Source organism: Youngiibacter fragilis 232.1 (genome assembly GCF_000495435.3).
Lineage (GTDB): Bacteria > Bacillota > Clostridia > Clostridiales > Clostridiaceae > Youngiibacter > Youngiibacter fragilis.
This window is the reverse complement of sequence record NZ_AXUN02000222.1, coordinates 11,186-34,643: the sequence shown is the minus strand read 5'-3', so window position 1 is coordinate 34,643 and position 23,458 is coordinate 11,186. Positions and strand designations below refer to the sequence as shown.

The 23,458-nt window shown below is 49.8% G+C and carries 3 protein-coding genes; all 3 read right to left on the bottom strand.

What is annotated here, in order from left to right; translation table 11 throughout:
• Positions 1 to 262: 262 nt before the first annotated feature.
• Positions 263 to 1,174, bottom strand: a complete 912-nt coding sequence (locus T472_RS17545) for a ketopantoate reductase family protein (RefSeq protein WP_023383448.1) — start codon at positions 1,172 to 1,174, stop codon at positions 263 to 265.
• 16 nt (positions 1,175 to 1,190) lie between these two features.
• Positions 1,191 to 1,787, bottom strand: coding sequence for a protein-L-isoaspartate(D-aspartate) O-methyltransferase (locus tag T472_RS17540; RefSeq protein WP_023383449.1), 597 nt, complete (start codon positions 1,785 to 1,787; stop codon positions 1,191 to 1,193).
• 168 nt (positions 1,788 to 1,955) lie between these two features.
• The gene (locus T472_RS17535; protein WP_023383450.1) at positions 1,956 to 23,126 is read right to left on the bottom strand and encodes a calcium-binding protein; all 21,171 of its coding nucleotides are present in this window, start codon (positions 23,124 to 23,126) and stop codon (positions 1,956 to 1,958) included.
• Positions 23,127 to 23,458: the final 332 nt, after the last annotated feature.

Genomic DNA, 23,458 nt, shown 5'->3' with positions numbered 1-23,458 from the left:
TTAACTTAATGCCATTGAACGTAAGTTGACAGTCTATTTGGAATGCGCGTATTGTAAATCCAGAGAATCGATTTTCGATATGGTGCCTGAGCATGTCTCAGCTCTATTGTCCTGTTCCTATTCTCACTCTTGTTAATATCTTAAGTCATGTATAAACACAAATTAAAATACACTACCATTTCATATAAAAAGGATCCTCAGATGGCGTACCGCCTGGGGATCCTTTTCTTTGTCCTGATAATCTTTCAGAATACCTTATCTGTCAGATACCGAACCCGAATTTTGCCGAGACCTTCACATATTCCGGAACATCAACACCCAGCGTTCTGCCCATCCTGACAACTTCAAAGACAAGTCCGTCAATTTCAGAGTCGCCGCCCTTCTTCAGGTCCCTTTGCATGGATGCAGTTGCTGAAGGACTCAGGCTGTCTATGAAGTCAAGGTTTGACTTCACGATGTCCGAACCGAATGTGATGCCCATGCCTTCGGCTATGGAAAGCACTTCCTTGGTGAGGGCTGCGAACATGTCCCTACTGACTCCGTCCTTCTGGAGCTCTTCAGCAGCAACATCATAGTATGCACCGCATGCCGCGAAGGGGGATATGAATGCGAACTTCTGGAAAGTGTCCCTTGTGATATTGTCGGAAAGCATGGAAATGATTCCGCTTTCCTCAAGGTCAGCCCTGATCACCTTCAGGACATCCCTGTACTCCTCAGGCTTCCTTGTCCCGAAAACGACCTTTATCCCGTCGCTCTTCTTTATTATTGTTCCAGGCTCTGATATTTCAGCAGCTATGTATATGCAGCCATCAGTCACCAGCACACCCGGAAGCTTCTCCTGCATCCTTCCTCCGGTTCCATATATGTTAAGTATAGGAATCACCACAGTGTCAGGTCCTGAAACCTTCCTAATGAAAGGGATGGATTCCTCTAGTGAATATCCCTTCACACAGACGAAAATGGCATCAGGCCTCTCGCTGTAATTCTCCATGTCAGAAGCCTTCGGCTTCGACAGGAAGCTGCCCCTGTCGGGTGTCTCCATCCTGAGGCCTTTATCCTTTATTGCCTCAAGATGCCTTCCTCTCGCAATCACAGTTACATCCCTGCCCGCTTCGTTCATGTAGGCTGCGATGCTTCCACCGGTTCCGCCTGCTCCAATCACCAGATACCTCATAAGTCCCTCCAAAAAATTATTTGCCGGATGCACTCCATCCGTATTTGCCCTTGAGTTCCACGAACACCACTTCCTCTATGGTCCTTGAGTATATTTCGCCGTTGGTGTCCTTCTCGATCAGAAGCAGGTCCTGGCACCCTCTCGGACCAACCGGGATAACCATCCTGCCTCCTGCGGCAAGCTGCCTAAGAAGCTCCCTTGGCAACTCTGCAGCTGCAGCTGTCACCATTATCCTGTCAAAAGGTGCATGCTCTTCCCATCCGACACTTCCATCCCCTGTCATGAAGGATATGTTGGTGTAGCCAAGTCCTTCAAGCCTGCTCTTCGCCTTTTCAGCCAGTTCCCTTATCCGTTCAACCGTATATACCTCGCCTGAGAATTCAGCGAGCAGCGCCGTCTGGTAGCCTGATCCCGTACCGATCTCAAGAACTTTGCAGCCCTTGTCAGGCGAAAGGATCCAGGTCATCTGAAGCACCAGGCTTGGCTGCGATATTGTCTGCTCGTAGCCTATGGGAAGAGGCTGGTCATAGTCAGCATACTGCTTGTATTCATTGTCGATGAAGTACGCCCTGTCAAGACGCTCTGCAAAAGCCTTCAGATCTTCTAAAATCAACTTTTCCGCCCCCTCAATCCTGCTATAGAAGCACTCCCCCGCACCTATATTATATCATCCTGTCCCATGTACCATCACATGTGTTTGTGATTTTCATGAATCCCAGAAAAAAGTGACTGCTCCCGCAGCAGCAAAAGCTGTCACGGGAGCAGCAGAGTCAGTTTATAGTTACTTCTTTCCTCCCTTGTTTCCAGGCTGAGGATCCCTAGGGGCACCTACCAGGTCCTTTGCAAACGGGTCGCCTGTCAATACAAGGCCTAACTCACCATATGGCTCGCTGTTTCTTGCAGGGTCTGTCCCCGTTATGTATGTACCTGCGTCAGTGTCGGCTCCTGCGCCTTCAGACAAGTCATAGAGGAACTTGACGATGTCCTTGGTGCTGTACCTTATGACTGTCCCCGGTCCAAAGTTGGATGTCGGAACCACATAGCTGTTATATTCTCCTGTCCAATCAACCATCACGTCTCCTGTAGAGCTTGCTATGAGGATGTCCCTTCCTCCGCCTCCGAACAGTATGTCGTCATAGTACGTTGGATCATCGGTTGGTGCGAAGTCTACCTCGGTGTTGTCAGTCATTGGATTGTGGTCGTCATCGGCATTCAGGAGATCATCCCCTAAACCTCCGAACATCCAGTCCATTCCAGGCCCTCCTACCAGCCAGTCGTTTCCAAGGTCACCGAATATCATGTCGTTGCCATCAGGTTCACTTGTATCAAAGTTCATCAGGAACTCCGTCCCGCCAGTCAGTACAAACTTACCAGTCTGATCCACCATGACCCTTGCCATCGGAGCCTTTGGATTGTATGCAGCGAACAGTGTTGTCTTTGCATCATATCCCAGGACATTTCCAATATTTGAAGGTGCATAGTAGAATGCCTCAAGCGCTTCTGCTCCTGATATGGCGTCGTCTCCTGAACCTCCATGCAGGAAGTCGTTCCCCAGTCCGCCGTAGATTATATCGTCCGCATGCTGTGGGTCATAGAAAGGATCCTTCTGGACATCCACATTGAACGGATACAGATTTGCCGTCTTGTTTATCGCACCGGTCTTGTATATGGTGGCTGTCATCGACTTGGTTCCCTCGATATACAGCTCTGCATTCACTCCGATGCCATAAAGAGGCTCCTCTATCCCATTTCTTGATGTGCAGATTCTTCCGTCATCCCCAAGCACCCCGTCATCGCCGGTTCCACCTGAGATCCAGTCATGGCCCCAGCCTCCGATGATATCATCATCCCCGGCATCTCCATAAAGGATATCATTACCTTTCATACCGTAGATCGTGTCATCTCCGCCTTCTCCATGGATGGTATCCGCATCTCCAATATCCCCTGAGGCTGCACTGTAATAGTCAGGTCCCCCCGGAGTATAGTCAAGAAGCTTAGCTACCCTTGGGATCAGATTTCTGATTTCTTCATAAGTGTCATAGCCGTATGTAAGGTAACCATAATCATCCACCAGCCTGTAGATGTTTCCGTTGTCTCCAAGGATTACATCCGCATCATTTGCATGGGTTCCATCCCCATAGGTGTTTCTGCCAGTATCGGTACCTTCTCCTCCAAATATGGTGTCAGAACCATCCGACCTCTCTTCAGCCAGTTCATATCCAAACATATCTGAACTTCCTCCGATTATGTCATCCTGCCCCGGTCCTCCATAAATGGTATCTGCTCCGGAACCTCCCTCAATGTAGTCATCATCAAGGTCTCCATCGATGTTGTCATTTCCATCCTGTCCGAAGATCATGTCTTCGCCTGCCCCACCATTGATGTCGTCATTTCCTGCATTACCAAGGTGGTTAAGCTCTATGCCGAATCCGAACCAGAATGGAGCATCTCCAGGATAACCCAACATTCCTCCGACGTTTACTCTTCCATCAGCAAGGTATACCGGTCCTGCCGCAGCTCTGTACCTGTTTCCTGCAGTGTCTTCATTTGATATGTCGAGTGAAACGTTGTCACCAGCTATGAAGTCATCACCGGCATTCCCGAAAATAGTATCTGTTCCACTTCCTCCCATCAGTACGTCGTCGTCATCGCCACCTGCTATGATGTCGTCTCCTCCGTCTTCTTCAAGGCTTGTCATAATGCTCTGGACTCCAGCTGTTCCGAACACCTTTTCTCCAGCTGATGCTGCCCTGCTTATTGTTCCATGGTCTCCTATCATCACATTGCTGCCCGCACCACCAGTCATGTCGTCTCCTCCGGTTCCGCCCATCATGATATCTGCTCCCAGGTCTCCTGTCATGATATCAACATCGCCATCAATTTCCACATGCGATTCTATGGTCACAAGCATTTCTGTGAGTGTTGTCCTTCCATGGTCTCCAAGCATTACGTCGTCTCCGCCGTTGCCGTAGATCTTATCAGCTCCAGGCCCGCCTATAAGGATCTCTGCGTCATCGCCACCTGTCATGATGTCGTCTCCGCCATTATCTATGCTTGTTGATTCTATCCTTACTATCGTTCCTGGTCCTGATACCTTGTGAATACCCTGTGCCATACCATCGTATGTGATGTAGCCATGGTCTCCGAATATTATGTTATTACCTGCGCCACCATTCAGGGTATCACCAGAAGCTGTTTCAGTTGTAATAACAGTGAATGTCCTTTCCTCAAGGTCTGCATTAATCCCGGAATCTCCAAAGATTATATCGTTCCCTTCTTCGCCGTAAATTTCATCAGCGCCGGATCCTCCTGCAATGTTGTCCGGTCCCTGGCTGCCATGTATTATGTCATTTCCAGGTCCTCCATATATTGTAAGTCCGTGTGATGAAAGACTTGCGTCGATTGTGTCGATGCCAGGATTATCAAATGCATTTGCCATATCTTCATCAACTTCATCCAGCGTTCCGCTGTATCTTGAGCCGTCTTCCGAGGTGTCACCGTACACTACAAGCGGTCCCGAATTCCCATTGATTGTCATGGTATCTTCTCCTCCACCACCGTGGACTGCAGTCATTGTTCCTGCTGCAGTATCAGTTATGGTAAAGTTGTCGATGCCGCTTCCAAGCATTATCTCCACGATTTCGAGGCTTGTGTAAGTGACTCCGCCATTGTACGTAAACCATACAGGCTCCAGTTCAGTTCCTTCATTGAATGTCAGACTTCCTCCCATGCCAAGGCCTGAGAGATTATCTGCTGTCAGTGTTGCTGTAGTTCCTAAAGTTGTTCCGTCATTGAATGCATACAGCCTGTCCTTCATGGCGTTCTCATCTACCGCAGTAAATTCCGGATCTTCCAATTTAAGGCTAATCTCATACGGGAGTCCCACTCCGCTCTTAAGCGTGAAATCAGGAGCTCCGTCATAGTTGAAACCTTCTAAGTACAGCGGTCCCTGTATGGTGTTGAGGTTGTGAGGAACTATCTTAAGTATCGCACCTGTGCTGGAAACATGTTCTGTCACATCCCCCATCAGGTTGAAAACATCGGATCCAAGTCCCCCTACAAGCCTTGTAACCATACCTGTCCTTGTGCTCTGCACGTGGAATATGTCGTCACCCTCCATGCCATATGCCTCGAAGCTTTCCTCCGCTCCCTCGATTGTTATGTTCAGTCCTGCACCGCATATTCCGTTGCTTGTCACTATGAAGACATCTGCAAACTCTGTTCCTACAGCTATTACCGTGTCGTATCCGTCGCCTCCGTTGATCGTCACAGGTGCATTGATGTTGTACTCTATGTAGTCATCACCCGTCCCTGCATCTACATTCATCAGAGCCTGACCAGGCTCATCTGGATCTGCCAAAGCGAACGCTCTCAGTATGAACCTGTCGTTGCCGTCTTCCCCTTCCAGTCTCAGAGGCTTCATATTGGCATAAACGGAGAATGAATCATTCCCGTCACCACCATAAAGCTCCATGTCAAAGCTGTTTCCAGGTGTCAGGTACCCTCTTGTCGTATGGACCGTCTTTATCTGGTCTCCGTCGAGGATACCGGATTCATCTCCGACCACCCTGTCAGTAGCGAACATCTGGCCTACCTGGAAGAAGTCATCTCCGGCTCCGCTGTAGATCTTTGTAAACGCGCTGTTGTCATCGCTGTAGAACCTGTCATCTCCTCCAAGTGTACTGATTTCAAGAGCCTCAATCCTATTATCATAGTTGATCCTCTCGAACCATTCGGTATATCCGACACCATCAGCATGCAGGATAGCTATGAACTTCTCCCTAAGCAGGAATACATCAGGGTCTTCTGTTCCGAAGATGTACATTTTGTCATCCCCTGAATCTGTTCCAGTATCCCATACGTTTATGATGTTGTGGACATCCTGACCATTGTTGATATTTATTGTGTAGGTGTCAGCTCCGCCTTCACCGTCAAGTGTCAGCGTATCCTGAAGAATGCCATCAGTTTTGGATTTTAGCGATGGCAGTCTGTTGATCGTGAAGCTGTCGCTTCCGCCCTTGCCGTACATGCTGATGGCTCCAGATGCTTCGTCAACCGTAAGTATGAACGAATCATTGTCGTCTCCGCCATATACCTTTATTGAAGGCGCTTTTGGAAGCTCAAGTATCTCGATGGCTGCTCCTGTACCCTTGTCAGGATCTCCTGTATAGCTGTATGCAGCTGCTGTGTATCCCTCTCCATTGAAGTCTCCGAAAAGCACTACCTCGCCGACAGCTTCAATTTTGCTTGTCTTCAGGATATGGATGTCGTCTCCTGACAGGAGGACAACCCTTCCCTCAGAGTCTATTACAGCAAGTGCAGCTATTGTGATGCCATCACCTGATGCGCTGTCATTTGTCCTTATTATGGTATCTCCTGCACTGAAGATGTAGCTCTCAAGTGTGAACGGGCTTCGTACCGTGATCTGGACCTTTTCGTCAGCATCGATTCCTCTCTTTCCGTCTTCAATTCCTTTAACTGTCAGTGCGCCGTCATTGATTATCCATACATCCCCTGCAGCATCTCCTGCAAGCTCAGATACTTTCATAAGTATCGGGGCTGCTTCCGTACCTGCTGATCCGCCTGCTGCGAAGCTAAGGCTAAGCCCCTCAGCATTGCAGCCGGAGGTAAGGCCTATTGCATTCACTATGGCACCAGGAGCTGATATGAATATCCTGGAGTCGCTTCTTAGCTTTCCGAGGCTGAGGCTTCCGGTTAGCTCGTCAATGAACATGTCAAGCTTTGAATCTGCATCAAGCCTGCCTGCTCCGCCGTTTGCGGAGTCTATCTCAAGATGGTTGCCCGCGGTTCCTATTGATCCGTTTGTCGCTGTCAGTTTAATGTTCCTTCCAAGTATGTTTGATGACTTGGTTCCATTTTCAGCCTGAACATCAAGGATCGATCCCTCAGCCTTCAGCATTACATCTCCAGTGCTGGTTCCGATGACAAGTGCGTTGATGCCGCCATTAAGCTCCTCAACGTAGATGCCGCCGTTTGCCGCATGGATTTCCATGTTGCCGGAAAGAAGGTCAGTCTCGAGCGTTCCTCCGGCTTCACCAACCGAGTCTGCATAAATTACAAGTGACTGCCCGACTATCTTCTCATTTCCATCACTGATCGCATCCTTTATCCATCCATCCGCATTGATATTTACACTACCCGGCGTATAGATGAAGTCAAGGTTGAACGATCCGTTATCTGCTCCTGATTCGATGCCCTTCAGCCAAATGTTTCCACTGCTCCTTGCTGCAAGCCTCTCAGTACCTGCAGAAACTGCAGTGACTCCAATCGGCTTTGCTTCCGTTCCTATGTCTCCATTTCCGGCTTCAATTACAAGGCTTCCGCAGACTATGTTCTGACCAGCTGTACCAAGTGCGCTTTGGATTCCCTTTGCGCTCCTTATCCTTGTATCCTGCCCGGTCATCGTCATGATCCTTATGTCCTCTTCAGAGCCTATGCAGCTGTCACCGCCTGCGATGACTGTCAGTTTTCCTGTCGATATGATGTCAAGGTCGTCATGGATGGTTATTATGATATAGGCTGTACTTGCGCTTTCACTTGCAACCTCATCATCATTGGCATCATAGAACCTGACGTCTCCTCGCTCCGCCGCTGCCAGCATCAGCATTGTCTCCTCAGTAAGCAGTGCCTTTCCCTCATTGAAGTCAATCCTTGCGGTCCTCAGGTTACCGATCCCGTCCGCTGCCTTAAGTGTGATGTCCTGACCGCTTATGTTGACCAGCTCATACCTGTATTCAGTATCCGTAAGCCTCTTATGGAGCGCGTAAGCTAGTAGAGTTGAAATCTCAGAAGGAGTGTACTTGCTGTCCGAGCTGGCGGTTATTCCTGCCGCTGTCCACTGGTCCATGAGGTTTCCTGCAGTCACGTTGTCCCTCAGTACCACCAGCACACCCTCATTATCACCCTGCTTCTCCGTCTCGTCTCCGTCCGCAAGGCTTCCAGATACAGCTTCGATGCTTACATTTCCACTCTTCGACAAAATACCCAGTATGAACATGTCCCCATCGATTTCCTTCAGGTTGATGCTTCCTTCCGCCTTAGCAATCATTCCGCTTCCAGCTTCAGTACCGGTATCAACTCTCAGAGCCGTACCTGAACCGATGCCTCCGGAACCTGCGTTAAGGCTGATGAAGTCGCCCTTCACCAAAGTCTCCGATGATGCTGCGACAATTCCTGTCTGAGCTGTAAGCCATACTTTCCCGTCTCCGGTTGAAACTTCAGCAATCTTAAGTGTTCCCGTGATTTCCAGGATGCTGATGTCGCCCTCGTCCGTTACGGCCTTCAGGTTTCCACCCTTAAGCTCAACATGTACGCTCTGCCCGTTTCCTATTCCGGTTCCGGCCAGAAGCTCAATATCCCTGGATGCTATCGCCGTGGTTGATGTCTGTGTTATGCTTCCACCTGCTTCCAGCTTTGTTGTTCCAAGCACATTGGTCACAGGTCCCATGATCACAATATCCTCATCAGACACTATGCTTATGTTTCCTGCAAGGCCGCCTGCAAACTCTATGGCTATCGGGTAATCCGCCTTTACGCTGTTATAGTGGACGTTCTTCACGTATGTCCTGTAAATAACCTCAGTCCAGTATGTCTTCTTGAGCCCCAGGAATCCTCCGGACGTTGTCCATTGTCTTCTCGATACCTCAATCCTTGAACTCTGGGTGATCGACTCATACCAGTACATGTACGGTACGCTGCTGTTTGCCGTGTCAAAATCCAGATATTCGCCGTTTTCCAGCGGAACCGGAGTCCCGTAAGTCTGGTAAACGTAGCTGTACAGAGATCCAGGGTCCTTTGCCAGCCAGTCTATCCCTGCCCAGGATGATGTGGCGTATGTGTAGGTTTCCTTTATTCCTGAATCCTGGCCGAGCACATATACATACCTGTATCCGACAGTTGGCTGATAGCTTGTTGTACTTGCATCTGCGATGTTCGTAATGACTGTTGTCGCTGCGTCCTCACTGGTATTCGACCACCACGTCTTTACTGTGACTGTGTACTTGCCTGTTCCTGTGTCGTATGCCCTTGTGTACTTGGTGATCTGGTAGTAAGTGTAACCGCCAATCTTGGTCTGTTTCGACGTGTCCGTTATCTTGATGGTTCCGTGGCTTCCTATTCCTACATCAAGTGCCTTTATCGCCAGACTGTATAGAGTTTCGTTCACGACGCTGATTGTTCCGAAGCCGTCAAGCGCCTTGATCCTTCCAGTACCTGTTGATATTATCTGACCGAACAGTTCCACGTATCCGCCTCTGACACTGACATCATCAAGAAGTATCCTGTCATTCACCGGATCATAGTAGAACTTCATGTCCGAAATCTGCACCAGCGGGTAATCAAGGTAGTTCCTTGACAGGAGCCCGCCGTTCTTGTAGGTTTGGATCTTGGCATCTATCGATCCTGCAAGGTAAGCGCTCTGTGTCGCGTGTCCCGCCTCGATGAGCCCGTTGACGTTCAGGTACCTTGCAGCTATGAATATGTTCGCTGCCCTGAGCTCGCTGAGCTTAGCGTCCTGCCTGTTCGCAACTGAAAGTATCCCTGCAAGGAGACTGTTCATTATCGTCCTTTCAGGAGAGTCTGCAGCGTATCCCTGAGGATAGCTTATCGGTATCAGCATATTTGCAAGCCTTGAGTTTGTTATGTTCTGCTGACGCGTCGCCATGCTGCTGTAATGGACCCTTACCTCTCCCCCGACATTTATGAACGTATCCTTGTAGCTCTGCACCATGCTTGCTGAAGCACTTATGTTAAGTGTCCCTGCATTGATGTCTGACCTTACGTATACGCTTCCGGTGCTGGTTATAAGCACATCACCGAATCTCGGAGGAACACCTATGTTGCTTATTGTCCCCAGGAGCGTTATGTCAGGCTTCCTGAGGGACCCGTTGTAGGAACTCACCACATTGATCTTCGGAGCCGCCGATGTAGCATTGCTTGTTACCGCTGTGAATGCCGCTGCCTTGATCCTGTTCAGGTTGTTGAGGTTCAGGTTGAATTCTGCCGGCGTCGTGCCAGTCACATTAGTTCCGTTGAACCTTATGTATCCGCCCTCAGTCTCAGGAATAGTAAGCCTGTTCACTATGAGGAATGCAGGACCTGAATTCTGAATGATTATCTCAGCATCCCCAGGTGCAGAGAGCTTTCCTGTACCAATGAAGCTTGTCCCGATAACGTTGATGTTCGACGACTGTGCCCAGATGTCATCAACCCTTATTACGTCCACATAGACATCAAGGTCGATAGAGTAATAGGTATAGCTGCCACTTGTTGTGATTACCACCGTGTAGCCCTGCTGGGTCAGCTCTGCAAGCCTGAAGTCAAGCTCCTGCGCGAACGCTGACCCTGCTTCAGTTCCGGCATACTGCTCCTTAAGGAGCTGCAGCCTTTCAAGCTCAGCGATGATGCTTGCTGAGAGAAGCTCCCTTGTCTTTGTGAATGTGATCCCGTCGGACTTTTCAGTGACATTCCCTTCCGAGTCAAATATTAACCTCTGCTTGTTCCTGATTCCAACATGGATCTCTCCGTCTGCCCTGATCGTTCCGGTACTTGCCATAGGTGTGCTCTCATAGCGTATCTCAGCTCCTATCGCGCTCCTGTAGTAATCCTTACCTGTTCCACGGCTCTCAAGTATCGTAATGCCTGTCTCACCAATAAGGTTCGCATCCTTCACAGCCTTTACCAGCGCTCCGGAATTCACCGTGACGTTGTTTGTCTGGTCGAAGCCAGCTACCGCATCAGGATTCGTATTTACAGGAAATGCCGTATAGTTCTCAAGGTATGTCATTGACTTCAGGTTATAGGTATTTACTTCTCCGCTGCTGTTAGCTCCAGCAAGCAGATTGACTTCTCCTTCTGAGAAGAGGTCAGCCCCGCTGTTAAGCGTTATTGTGTTAACCGCTTTGACAAAGGACCTGGAATCTCCCTGTGCGGCACCTGCTCCACCTGATGTGTGCACGAATGTGTCAGTAATCATGTCAGCCATTGTCCTTGCAGAAAGGTCAATGTCCCCTACGCTCTTCAGGTCAGCATTCCCTACAGTCACATATGCAGTCAGCGCAATTGTCTCGACCTTCGAGCTTGCCTTGGCAAGTGCTATTGCTCCACTGCTTACAAGCCTTACCTTGTCTCTCGCGTATACGCTGTTAAGCGCTGAAAGTGCCAGGCTTCCCGGATAATACTTGTCACCAATTACCTCCAGGCTTGCTCCATCAGCTACCTCGATTCCAGTGGTGTGGATTATGGTGCTCAGGCTTCTGGTTGCCGGAACATCCACAAGGCCTCCGCCGGACCCTGACCACGCATTGTACGATCCGCCTATGTAATCTTTGGAAGAGCTGTTTATGGCTGTTGCAACTATGTTGTATGCAGGTATGGTGACGTCACCTATCTTAATGGTTACCCCTGCATTCACGCTGTTTATGGCCTCTGCTCCGCTGAAACCTAAAAGGGATGCGCTTGTGCTGTCCACCTTTCCGTCAAACCTTGATGTATGGTCAGCATAGATGAGAAGCCCTATGAGGCTGATCCTTTCAGCGCTGTTTCCTATCTCCGCCCTGGTAGTGCTTGTGCTTGAAGTCTCTGCCTTTGCAGCTGACCCGGCCACAAGTCCTCCTGTTCCGGCTGTTGAATCAGAAAGGTTCTTCTCGTCTCCGAAAGCGGTTATCCTCAGTTCGTCCGCAGCTATCCTGAGTCCGGTTCCAGTGTATGCACTGATCGTACCAGTTGACTCCGCCCTTGCAGTGTTTCCGCCTTTTGCCACAATACCTCCGGTATTGGAGGTGCCTATGGCCTTCTGGCTGGTATATGCATAGGCATTGATTTCAGCTATCCCTGCAGCATCGACCCTTACTCCGGTTCCTGTATAGGCATTAACCAAGCTGGTCGTCGATGCCAGTGCATCTGTGCTTGAGACACCGATCAGAAGAGCTCCGCTGCTTGCCTTGGCGTCAGCGTTTGCCGTAATGCCGCTTCCATTGTCCGGTAACAGTACTATCGCGCTTACAGTAAGCTGAGGCTTTATTTCTTCTGGATCGACTACCACAAATGCAGCCGCTGCGGTTACCTCAACTGTAAGCCTGTCCTTCGATTGAAGCACAAGGTACTTGCCATCCGATGATACTGATTCGATGATATATGTCCCATCGTTTGATGCAGTTCCCGATACCCTTATCTCCTGACCTGCCCTGAAGCCGTCGCCATACCAGTTTCCTGAGCCTCTTCTTATCCTGTCGTTCGTGTCCGCTGTCACCGATGCTCCCGCATTTACCTCGTACTTGAGTCCGTAGTTCTGCATGAGGATAAGCTCTGTTTCAGTGACTTCCCTGATCTCATAGGCCCCGTTGTTAAGCGATGACCCAGCAACCACAATTGCCTGCCCGGCTTCGAATCCATCGGTCCCCCAGCTGCCGACGCTTCTTGTTATGGTGTCCGGCCTGTCCGAATAGACCTTGACGTTATCTTCAGCACCTGCCGCTACCGCGCCTTTTTCAACTAAAGTAAGTGTTTCTGCCGTCAGCGAGTGTATGATGTACTGCGTGGTTTGTGTTCCCCTGACGACTACGATGCCGTCTTCAGCCTTGTAGCCATCTGCTATCCAGCTTCCTGAAGACCTTGTTATGGTATCCCCGTTCACCGCATCCTGGGCAAAGGTCATTGTCCCTGTTGTCTCAACATAGTTGTCCTTGAATGTCAGCGTCCCTTCCTCAGACATTATCGCCGAGCTTGAGAACTTCAGATTCGGATTTCCATTCAGGAATATTGTTCCTGCCATTACCCTTGAGTAATCCCCGATCCATGCACTGACATCAGGTTCAGCCTTTGCTGTTGAACTGGAAACTCCAACGCTTACTCCACCCGATGCCGTGGTACCCTGAACAACCGCAGAAGCCTTGGGCGTAACAATTGCAGCTATCTCCGCATCACCCTTGGAGAACACATATGCATTGCTTCCTATATAAGCCTTGACTGTTGGCTTTATCGAAACATCTGCGATGTTGGCAGTTATCCCGACAAGGAATCCTCCTGTTGCCGCTTTTCCTTCTGCAAGTGCAGATTCATCCGATTCCGCCATGATCAGCAGGCTTCCTGCGAGTATATCCGCATAGTCTCCTATGAAGGCACTTGTCCTTTCGTTGGTCCTTACTGCCGCTACGACCGCTCCTATTCCATATGCACCGAGTGCCAGGTTGTCCATGGAAGCTTCAATGGATACGATGCTGTCTGCCTTGACTGTCAGCTTTCCGCCTGCCTTTACAACCACTCTGCCAGCTGATGACGCTGCAGCTTCTATGAATGCTGCGGTCACCTTTCCTTCGGTATTGGCAGCTGTTCCGACTAAAGCCGCTATGTCAGGCTCCTCCATCGTACTGAGCATGGAGCCTGCCCTTATCGATGTGCCGTCGCTTCCTAATCCCATTGACCCTATCTTTGTATCTCCTGATACCTGGGTCATGAGGCTGTCACCATCTTTGTTGGTGATCGCAAACTCATCACCGGCAGTCTCGTCCATAGCTTCGCCGATGCTTATCACAGATACCGCTCCGCTTACTCCAAGAAGTCCTCCAGCCATGGAAGATACCTTTGAGTAGATATGCTTCGTTGAAATGGCTTCGATTGTAATATCTCCGGATGCATAAATCTCTGTTTCAAGTCCCACACTTGCAACTACCCTGTTCCTGATTGCAGCGACATCAACTGTCGCTCCAATTCCTGCTCCTATACCAGCTCCAAGCGAACCTCCCTTTCCGTCAATTGTTGAGGTATTCGTAGCTGAAACCTTTACCGTCTGAAGTGACGTGCCTGTATGATCCTTGTTGATCAGGGCTTTTGTAGCACCCTTCATGACATTTGCCTCGGTCGTTGTTTCTATGGTGTTGACCGATACGGCTCCTGCAAGTCCTGCCGCTCCTCCGACACCCATTGTCCCCAATACTGTCACGACCTTATCGCTTGCCGCAGCTCTGATTTCCATTGCTCCGTAAGCCTTGAGGTTACCACCCTTAGACTCGGCTATGGTTGAACTCTTTAAAGTATTCACTGATACTGTGCCGCCAGCTCCCGCGAAGGTTGACGCAGCGAGGAGATATGAGGTTGAACTGACATTGGCAACATCATTCGCGAGTATTGACAGCTTATCAAGTGCAGTCACATCAGAATCGGCGACATAAGCTCTGTTGTCACAATCAACGAGTGCTACTGAAACCGAACCAGATACCGATACTGATATGTACATCGATGCAGATAATGACACGCCTGCAACCACAACATCGACATCTTCAAGGGTGTCTGTGGTGACCTCGATGTCCTGTCCGTGTACTGCGGACCTTGTGACACTATCCTTGTCTATGTAAGCATATGTTGTGTTCTTTATGTTCGTATGGTCTACCGCAGCTCCTACAGCTACAGTGCCGATTGTAAGCCCTCCGGCCCTGACATCCACGTCCGTACCCTGATGGGCCTTTACCTTTACCCACATGCCAGGCTCAGACAGACTGTTGATCGTGGATGCCACAATATACGCCTTCGTCGTATCACTGACAACAGTTACTGAAAGCTGTCCGGAAAGGGCTCCTGCTGCGATTGAAACAGATCCCGAATATACGGTGACCTTGTCATCACAGTCGGCAACTATGAACAGACCCTTTGCCTTCACGAGGCTCTCTGCTCCAGATTCATCCCATGACTTGACGTCAAGTTCTTCCTTTTTGCCCCTGGCCTTAATGTCAGAATGCGAGCTATAGGCAAGTGTTGTGTTCTCCACATCATTGACAACTGCAACCGCACCGACTCCAATAGCTCCTCCTGCGAGTGCTCCACCGAATGCATTGATGGTATTCTGCGAATCAGCAAGGATATGGACGTTTCCGTCCGCATCTGCCGTCGAATGGTCCATATAAGCTTCAGTGTCGTTCCCGAGGATATTGATGACAGCCGATCCAGCGACTGATGCACCAGATGACAGGCTTCCTCCTGCCGCTATTGTCTCTATGGTTGCATCTGACTTTGCAATCAGAAGGATGCTTCCCTTTGAAGTAAGCACTGACGATGTATCAGCATAGGCCTTCACAGTGCTGCCGATCTCGTTGTATGCAGCTCCAGCTCCCAGCGCGGAACCTCCGATGCTTACCTGCCCGGCAACAGACCTTATTACCGAGGTATCCTTGGCACTGATCGTTATTCCAGGTACCGTACCCCCATTTACATATGCAGACGCGTTCTCTGAGGTTACCCTGCTGTCCGAAACAAATGCTGAAATGCTGTTCCTTATCCAGTTGAGCGATACGGCAGCTGCTAATGCATAGCTTCCTCCGCCTGCAATCGCTGCAGACACTGTCTCTATGCTTGCCTCTGACTTGGCTTCAAGTATGACGTTGCCGGCAATTGACTTCACGACTGACTTGGTTATTGAAGCTTCCACTGTGTTCTTCACGTTGTTTGTTGCAACTGAAGCACCGAGTCCTGCTGAACCACCGCCTGCAACACTGCCCGCGATAGATTGTATGGTCTTCAGCGAGTGTGATGTCTCCTTCTTCTCATCAGTCCCGTCATCGTCATCTGCGTTTCCGTCGAAGCTTGAGACCATCTCTTCTCCACCATCAGCCTGAAGCATTGATGCCGGGATCGTCTCCCTCTTTTCAATCAGGGCCATAAGAGTTACGCTGTTCTCTGCCGTCACCTTTGACCCGTTTACTATCTCTGCCGAAGTCCTGGCGGTAACGTTGTTAACAGCTACAGACCCCTGGATTCCCGTTCCGCCGATGCTTACTCCCGCCGCAATGTTGAATATGAAGGAATTGGTCAGGGCCTTCAGGTTTATCGATCCGTTTACTGATGTGACGCTTGAGCTGTCTATGTATGCCCTTGTCCTGTTGACATGGGTCCCGTCACCGATGTTCACTGTGCTTACCGCCGCACCTGCACCTACTGCACCTATTGAGACATTTCCAGCAATAGCGCTTACCGCTGAATTATCGTATGCCTCGATCCAGATGTCATTCTCCGATCTTACAAGCTTCACTGCAGGGTCTAGCGTATCGATGCAGCCCTTGATATAGCTTTCAGTATCCATATAGATGTTGTTCATGGATATGGACCCGTTCACCGCAACTAAAGCTCCGCCGCCAGCTGCCGATATGCTCTTAATCATCGAATCGGTGGATGCATGCAGTTTCACGATACTTCCGGATATTATCCTGGAATTCTCTATCCAGCTCTTCGTTCCGACAGTCGCTATGTCACTTAGCGTTACCTTTGTGCCATTGTCATTGGAGTTGTCATTTTCCACATATCCGTCATCAGCCTCTGCCGATCTGCACCCGATATTGTTTATCGCGACTGATCCGCCTATAGCTGCATACGCTGAGGTACTGAGTGCCCCTGCCAGTGCCGATATGCTTGATGAGTTGACTGAATCAAGGTATACGCCCTTGTCAGCGGTAACTGTTGAACTGTATATGCTGGCAAATACGCTGTTCGCTATGGTGTTCTTCGCAACGGATCCGGTAAGGCTGACATAAAGCCCGAAGCCTCCGCCTGCTGCTATAGCCTTGATTTCAGAATCAGAATCCGCAACAAGTAACAGGCTGCTCTTTGATGTTATGGTGGAGTTTTCGACATGTGACCTTACTTCATTTGAAATCTCATTGAAGGCTGCGGCTGCTCCGAGTCCTCCGCCCGATACCGCCACGTTAACCTGTCCGGCTACAGCAATTATGCTTGAGGTATCCTTCGCAACAAGCAGCACTCCTGATACCTTCTGAGGGTCATTCTCAACATAGTTTGCAGTTACGGTGCTGTCCTTGATATAGGCATTCGTGTCATTTTCAATCTTGTTGAGCGATACACCTGCTGCAACCGATACATAGTTAGAGACGACAATGGCTGCTGACAGTGTCTCGATAGATGCTTCAGAGATGGCCTCGATACTGATCTGTCCATCTGAAGAAGTTACAGTCGAGGATACTACAGCTGCATTGACGTTCATCCTTACATCATTTGTTGCAACCGCTGCTCCTATGCTTCCTGAGCCTCCCCCTGCAACTGCTCCCGCAAGTGACTGTATTGTGGTTATACGCCGGTCATCCTCCGAATCATCGTCTGATTCCATGTCAAGTGATCCGGTGTTTCCATCCTGTTCTCCCGCTGTCACTGCACTCGATGGTATGGAATCCCTGTTGCTTGCATGAGCCTTAAGGCTGACTCCGGTCCTGGCATTCACTACGGAATTGTTCCTTATCTCAGCTCCGGTATTCGTCCTTACATTATTAACCGATACTGAACCCTGTGCACCTGCATTTCCGCCTACTGCAATACCAGCAGTGAAGTTGAAGATCACTGCATCCGCCTTCGCCGTAAGCTCCGCCTTGCCGCCTGTTGATTCGGCCTTTGAATTGTCGATGTTCGCGCTTATGACATGAGGCTTTGCCAGTGTGCCGATATTTACCGTTCCCACTGCTGCGCCTGCTGAAACCTTTCCTGATACTGCAAGTGTCGCTGATATTATACTTACTGTGGAGTGGTCTTCTGCCTTCAGGATCAGGTCGCCCATGACCCGTACGTATCTCTCTGTTGTCCCGCAGTCCTTGATGAACGCTTCAATAAGTGAATAGATGTTGTTTATTGAAGCAGCTCCGCTGATACCTGCGTCCCCTGCTATGGTTCCTGCTCCTGTCAGGTTCTTTATGACCGAAGTCGCGATGGCACTGACTGTAAGTCCGCCACCTGTTGAAACAACCTTTGAATTCTCTATGTAGCTCCTGGTGTTTGTCGGCTTGTCAGCTGACCCTATGTTGTTCGTGGCAATCGCTAATCCGAAAGCCGCCTTTCCTGCTCCTGCAACCGTTCCTGCTATCGCTCCTATCTTCAGGTCGTCCTTCGCCTCAAGTGTGATGCTGTTCAATGTACCTACTTCCGAATTCCTGATATACGTCTCAGTGTCTGCCCCGATGTTGTTTACTGATACGGATCCTCCTGCAGCCAGAGTCTTCGCTACCGCACCGCCAGCTGTTATGTTGACTATTGTGGCATCAGACGAAGACTTCATCGCAAGTGAAGCTGCATCAAGCTTCGTATCAAGCAAATACGCAGTGACGACCTTATCTATCTCGTTATATGACAATGCGATACCAAACGAAGCCTTGTCAGATGCTGCAAGCGATCCTGCCAGTGAGAATATGTAAGAGTCATCTATGGCATCCATTGTCACAGCGCCTTCAATATCCTGACCCAGTGTCTTCTTCCCGCTAACAAACACCTTCGTATCCCCGATGATAGTGTTTACTGAAACTGACAGGGCACCTGCCATGCCTTCCTTGCTTGCACCAAGCGCGGCGGTTATCGCTATGATCTTCCCCTTCGTCTCCGCATCTATGTCAAGGAAGCCCGCGGCCTTGACATCCGATGCTTCGATTGTAGCTGCCGTGTAATTTCTCCCTCCAAGAGCCGGTACGTCATTGAACGCAATGGATACTCCTACTCCTCCCTTGCCACCGTATGCCAGAGCCCCCGCAATCGAGAAAATCAGCGAATTGTCCTTGCTCATCAGAATAACATTGTTTGCAGATATATCTGAAAGGTTGATTATCGACGCTGCCGTCTGACTTCCTATGGTGTTGATGCTTACCTGCCCTGCAATGCTTGCGCTGTTCGAGCTTGTGGACGCTGAACCGCTGGCGCAGATAGAAATTATCCTCTCGCTTCCGTCGGCGCTTGAATCATAGCTTCCTGTAAGCACGACATTGGAGTTGTCCGTCAGCGACTTGGTTACGTTTGTTATGTCATTATAGGCAAACGACCCTGCCAATCCTACTGACGTTCCCTTAGTGGTGACTATCGACATCGATCCTCCAGCACCGATGATGAGCGTCCTGTTACCGGCCTTCATTGCAAGTGAGACTCCTTTGAGCGAAGCATCATGTATAAACGCAACCGCAGTGTCACCCATCTCATTTATGACAACCTCAGCCGATATACCCAGTCCGAACTTGCTCTCGCTCTTTGGCTCTGCAGGCTTGTTCGGATCAGGCGTCTTCTCCTTGACTACAGCCGCGGCGAGTGCCAGTGAGAATATGAATCCGTCGTTCTTCGCCTCTATGGTGACAGGTCCGTTTGCGATTACCGTGAACTCCGCTTCTCCAGGCTTTCCATCAGACGTTGCAGAAAGCAGCTCGTTCCCTATGAAAGCTCTTGTATCCCTGGTAATCTCATCAATTGCTATTGACGCCCCTATGCCTATGCTGTTTGATGTTGCGATACCGCCCGTAAGGTTTATGATGAAGCTTGTATCCTTGGCATGGATCCTTAATACAGACTCTGTCTTTGGAGTACCGTAATCCCCGATGACTATCCTTGCGCCGTTCTCTATGCCCGCCCACGTCTTGTTGTTGATGTCGATTATGGAGAAGGTGCCGTTGAATGCGAAAGTTCCTGCAGTTCCGCCTGATGCAGAGAACGAGAAGCTGAAGGAGCTCGTATCAGCCGAAACATCAAGCGCATCTGCGTATAGCACAACTCCGTCCTCAATTATCGCTGTCGACACGTTGTCATATCCTACTATTATTACCGTACCTCCAAGGGCTCCGCCCTCAGCCTCAACTCCGGTTCCACCTATAGACCCCTTGATCTTCAGGGACTTGCCGCCTCCTGACAATCCAGGCACCTCAATATTTCCGCCAAGATGTATCGCCTCGTTCACAACCATTGAACTGACAGATACCTTCTGAAGTCCTGTCCTGTAAGTAGTGTCTGTAAGCTGGTTGATCTTCGCATTGCTTCCTATATATGCTTCCGCAGTTCCATTCAGGTCAATTACCGATACCGCTCCGCATATGCTTACATTCGCACCCTTTGCCGTACTCTGGGTCCAGGTGTTGACGAAGTTGTTGTCATACCCGAAGCTGTCAAGGTACGTGCTGAAAGTCCTTACAAGCTCACCGCCCCTGTACTGCCAGTCAGCGCCCATGTCCTCCCAAAGCAGTTCATTGGCATAGTTTTCAGTGGTCAGGTTGATTGATGCCGGAACCTCTCCAAGATACTTGTAAAGATGTCCTTCCTCTCCTCCTGCAGCATGACCCTCAAGAACCTCAACCACATCTCCAGTCTTTACGCTGACCTCTCCGTCCCCTGAAGTGACCTGCTCCAGTGAACCGAGGTCGAACCACATTCCTGATGTGAAGTCTATGGCCTTAAGGTCCATGGTCTGTCCGTATACTACCATGCCATCTTTGACTTCTGCCACGTACATGTAGTAGTTACCCGGTGTCCCGTTTGTCGCATTTTCATGGTCAACCAGTATTACATCACCGGTATAGACCATCTTCCAGCCTTCGCTCGACTTGTATGTGGGTGACCCTCCAAGTGCAAGGTATGTCTTGTAGAGCTCCTGGATTATGTTCTTTCCCCACATGAATTCGAAGTCGTTGAGCGACTCGGCCTTAACAACAAGGTCATGAGCTGAGTCCACGGATGCGTTGTCTGCTATGAAAGCATACGCATTATTCGTGAATATGCCTATGGCCACTGCAGCAGACCCTGCGAACTCGGTCTTCTTCTCCTCTTCTGTCTGGGGTTCGGCTGTCTTCTCAGTCTCTGATATGGCTCCTGACGCCATGACATACGGCTGGCTTTCCGCTATGGCATTTACTGTTGCGGACCCAATCGTCTTCACTACCGCAAACGTCGTGCCAAGCGGCAGTCCTATCCTGGCCGTGGCAGTATTGATGTCAAGGTACACAGCAACTGCAGCCGCCAGCTCGAAGGCTGATGTCTGTGACTGTGTCTTCTTACCTTCGGTCTGCTGCTCATCCGATTTCTTCTTCACAAGGTCCTTGACCTTACCGAAGAGAACCTTCGCCTTGTCCATTATCATTGTCTTCAAAGTGCCCTGATAATCATCCAGAAGGTTTCCGAATGTTGTCGTATTAACTCCGGTCTGGGCACAAACGCCTACGGAAGTTGAAGGTATCTGCCCGAACATCTTGTCCATGTTAATCGCATCTTTAGTCGCATAGGCCCTTACTTCCATGTCCCCTGCAACTGTAGCATTACCATCAAGCAAAGAATTAGTTGTCCCATTCTCATATGAGACTGCGACTGCCATTCCTACCTTTCCGCTGTCTCCTGTCTTGGACCTTGCCAGCGTCACGTTCCTGTCTACAGTTTCAGACAGAAGCGTAAGGTTTCCCCCGACATTCAACGTCGAGGTATCGGATGTATGCACTGTCGCATCAGAATTGAGGACGCTGACAGCAACCGCGAAGCTCACTCCGCCTATTCCGCTTGCGCTTCCGACCACCTGAAGGGTATTGTCGGATAGTGCGTTAAGGTAGCAGTCCCCTTCTGTAGTTATGCTTCCGTGTACTACTACATAAGCATTTGAGCTTGCCACTCCGACTGAAACACCTACACCCATCGCTATAGGCGATGTGGATGCGTTGGTGTAGCTCTTCGCCGTCGCGGTAAAGGTATTGCCGCTTATTTCAGAACCTTTTCCCACAGTTATGGACGCATCAGAATCTGATACGGCCACAGCTGCAAGCAGGTTTATGTCCTGCAGCATGTCAATTCCCGTAGTCACAGCCTTTTCAACCAGGCTGGCCTCAGTTACGCTTTCCGGGAATACGTACTCGTTGTCAGACTTTGCAACTAGTGTTATATCTCCTCCCCTGATTACAGTGTTCTCACCGATCTCAATCTTCGTCTCAGCCTTGTCTATCTGGACTGATGGTATGAAATCTGCTATGGTAGTCTCCTTTGTGTCCATCGCTGTCATCAATATGGCTCCAGCCAGGAACTCATTATTGGTATGCGTCAATATCCTTGCCCCGCTCTTGATAGTTATGATTGGAGCGGTCATCGATACATCTCCTGAGCTTGCCGTGGATTCCGAACCGATAAGGTCCGTTTCACCTGGTGCCAGCACCCTTGTTGATATTGTCTTGTTATCCAGGAGCGTTATGCTCTTGAATGTGTTGTCGGTATTCGCAGATGTCAGGTCAATGTCTGTTCCTGGAAGTATCAGGTCCTGGTTTATCTGCACATCACCATCGATGCATATCCATCCCTGGCTCGTCGGAAGCAGGTAGAAGTCGATCCTTCGCAGCGGAAGCTCAATTATGGACTCCTGTGTGAACTCTGCCGAAGCTGCCACATAACCCTCCTTGCTCGCTTCAAGCCTGTAGTCACCTACACCCACCAAGAAAGAATAGTGTCCGTCTTCCAATGTGACCTGCGGGTTCGGATCAAGATAGTTGATATATATGCCCTCACCGGTCCCTCCATCTATCTTCTTGTACAGAGTCACCGTCGCACCTGTGATAGGCGCCTTGCTTACCGCATCATATACATATCCAGCCGGGTCCACCAGTTCAGTAGCCTCCACGTTAAACACATCAAGCCCTGCTCCGCTTTCAGGCACTGGCGCCGTTTCAACCGGCATCTCCATTGCTTCTTCAGCAGGCAAGGCTTCATCAATTGTGGCATCCGGCTCTGTGACAGGTTCTGTCAGATTTTCCGGTGCTGGCACAATCTCTTCGTTTACAGGCAACATGGCATCAACTTGCGCAGCTGCCTCATCCGTCGGTATGACACCTTCGGGTGCAGGTTCTGCCGGCTCGGTTGCCGGGTCAGCTGGCTCCAGGGCCGTCTCCTCAGGTGGTAGCTCTTCAGTTGGCGCCGGTTCTGTCGGTTCTGTTACCGGTGCAGCTGGTTCCAGTGCCGTCTCCTCCGGTGGCAGCATCTCCTGTACCGGATCCGGTGCAGGTTCAACTGCTGTCTCTTCAGGGATAGTCTCAACCACAGCCGTCTCTTCAGGCAAAGGGTCAGTTCCAAGTTCACTTGCGAATACAGAGCGCGATCCAAACATAATCAGTGCCGTGAATACGGCTGCAATCAGCATGAGAAGTCTTTTTTCAGGGTCACCTCTCACCTTGTGCATATTATCGTCTCCTTTTGATTCAAAGGTAATACGCTGAAAGTTCAGATAAAGCAGATATCAAACGCGGAGGTCATTGTTGCAGGCGACTTCCAGTATCCTAATGACGCAAGTAAGATTTTTCGCACTCATCTGAGTACTTGGTCTTCATCGCTGCACCATCAAGCTAACAGTTGCGACTACTTTTTTCTTTAAGCGGAAGCGAGTCATGGGTTCCGAATCCTCCTGGCAGCAGCCTTTACTAGAGCTAAGCGATCCTTACACAACGGTTCTGCCGAACCATGCAATCAACCCGACTGCAATGTCCCTTTCCTCTAATACATATGATGATGACT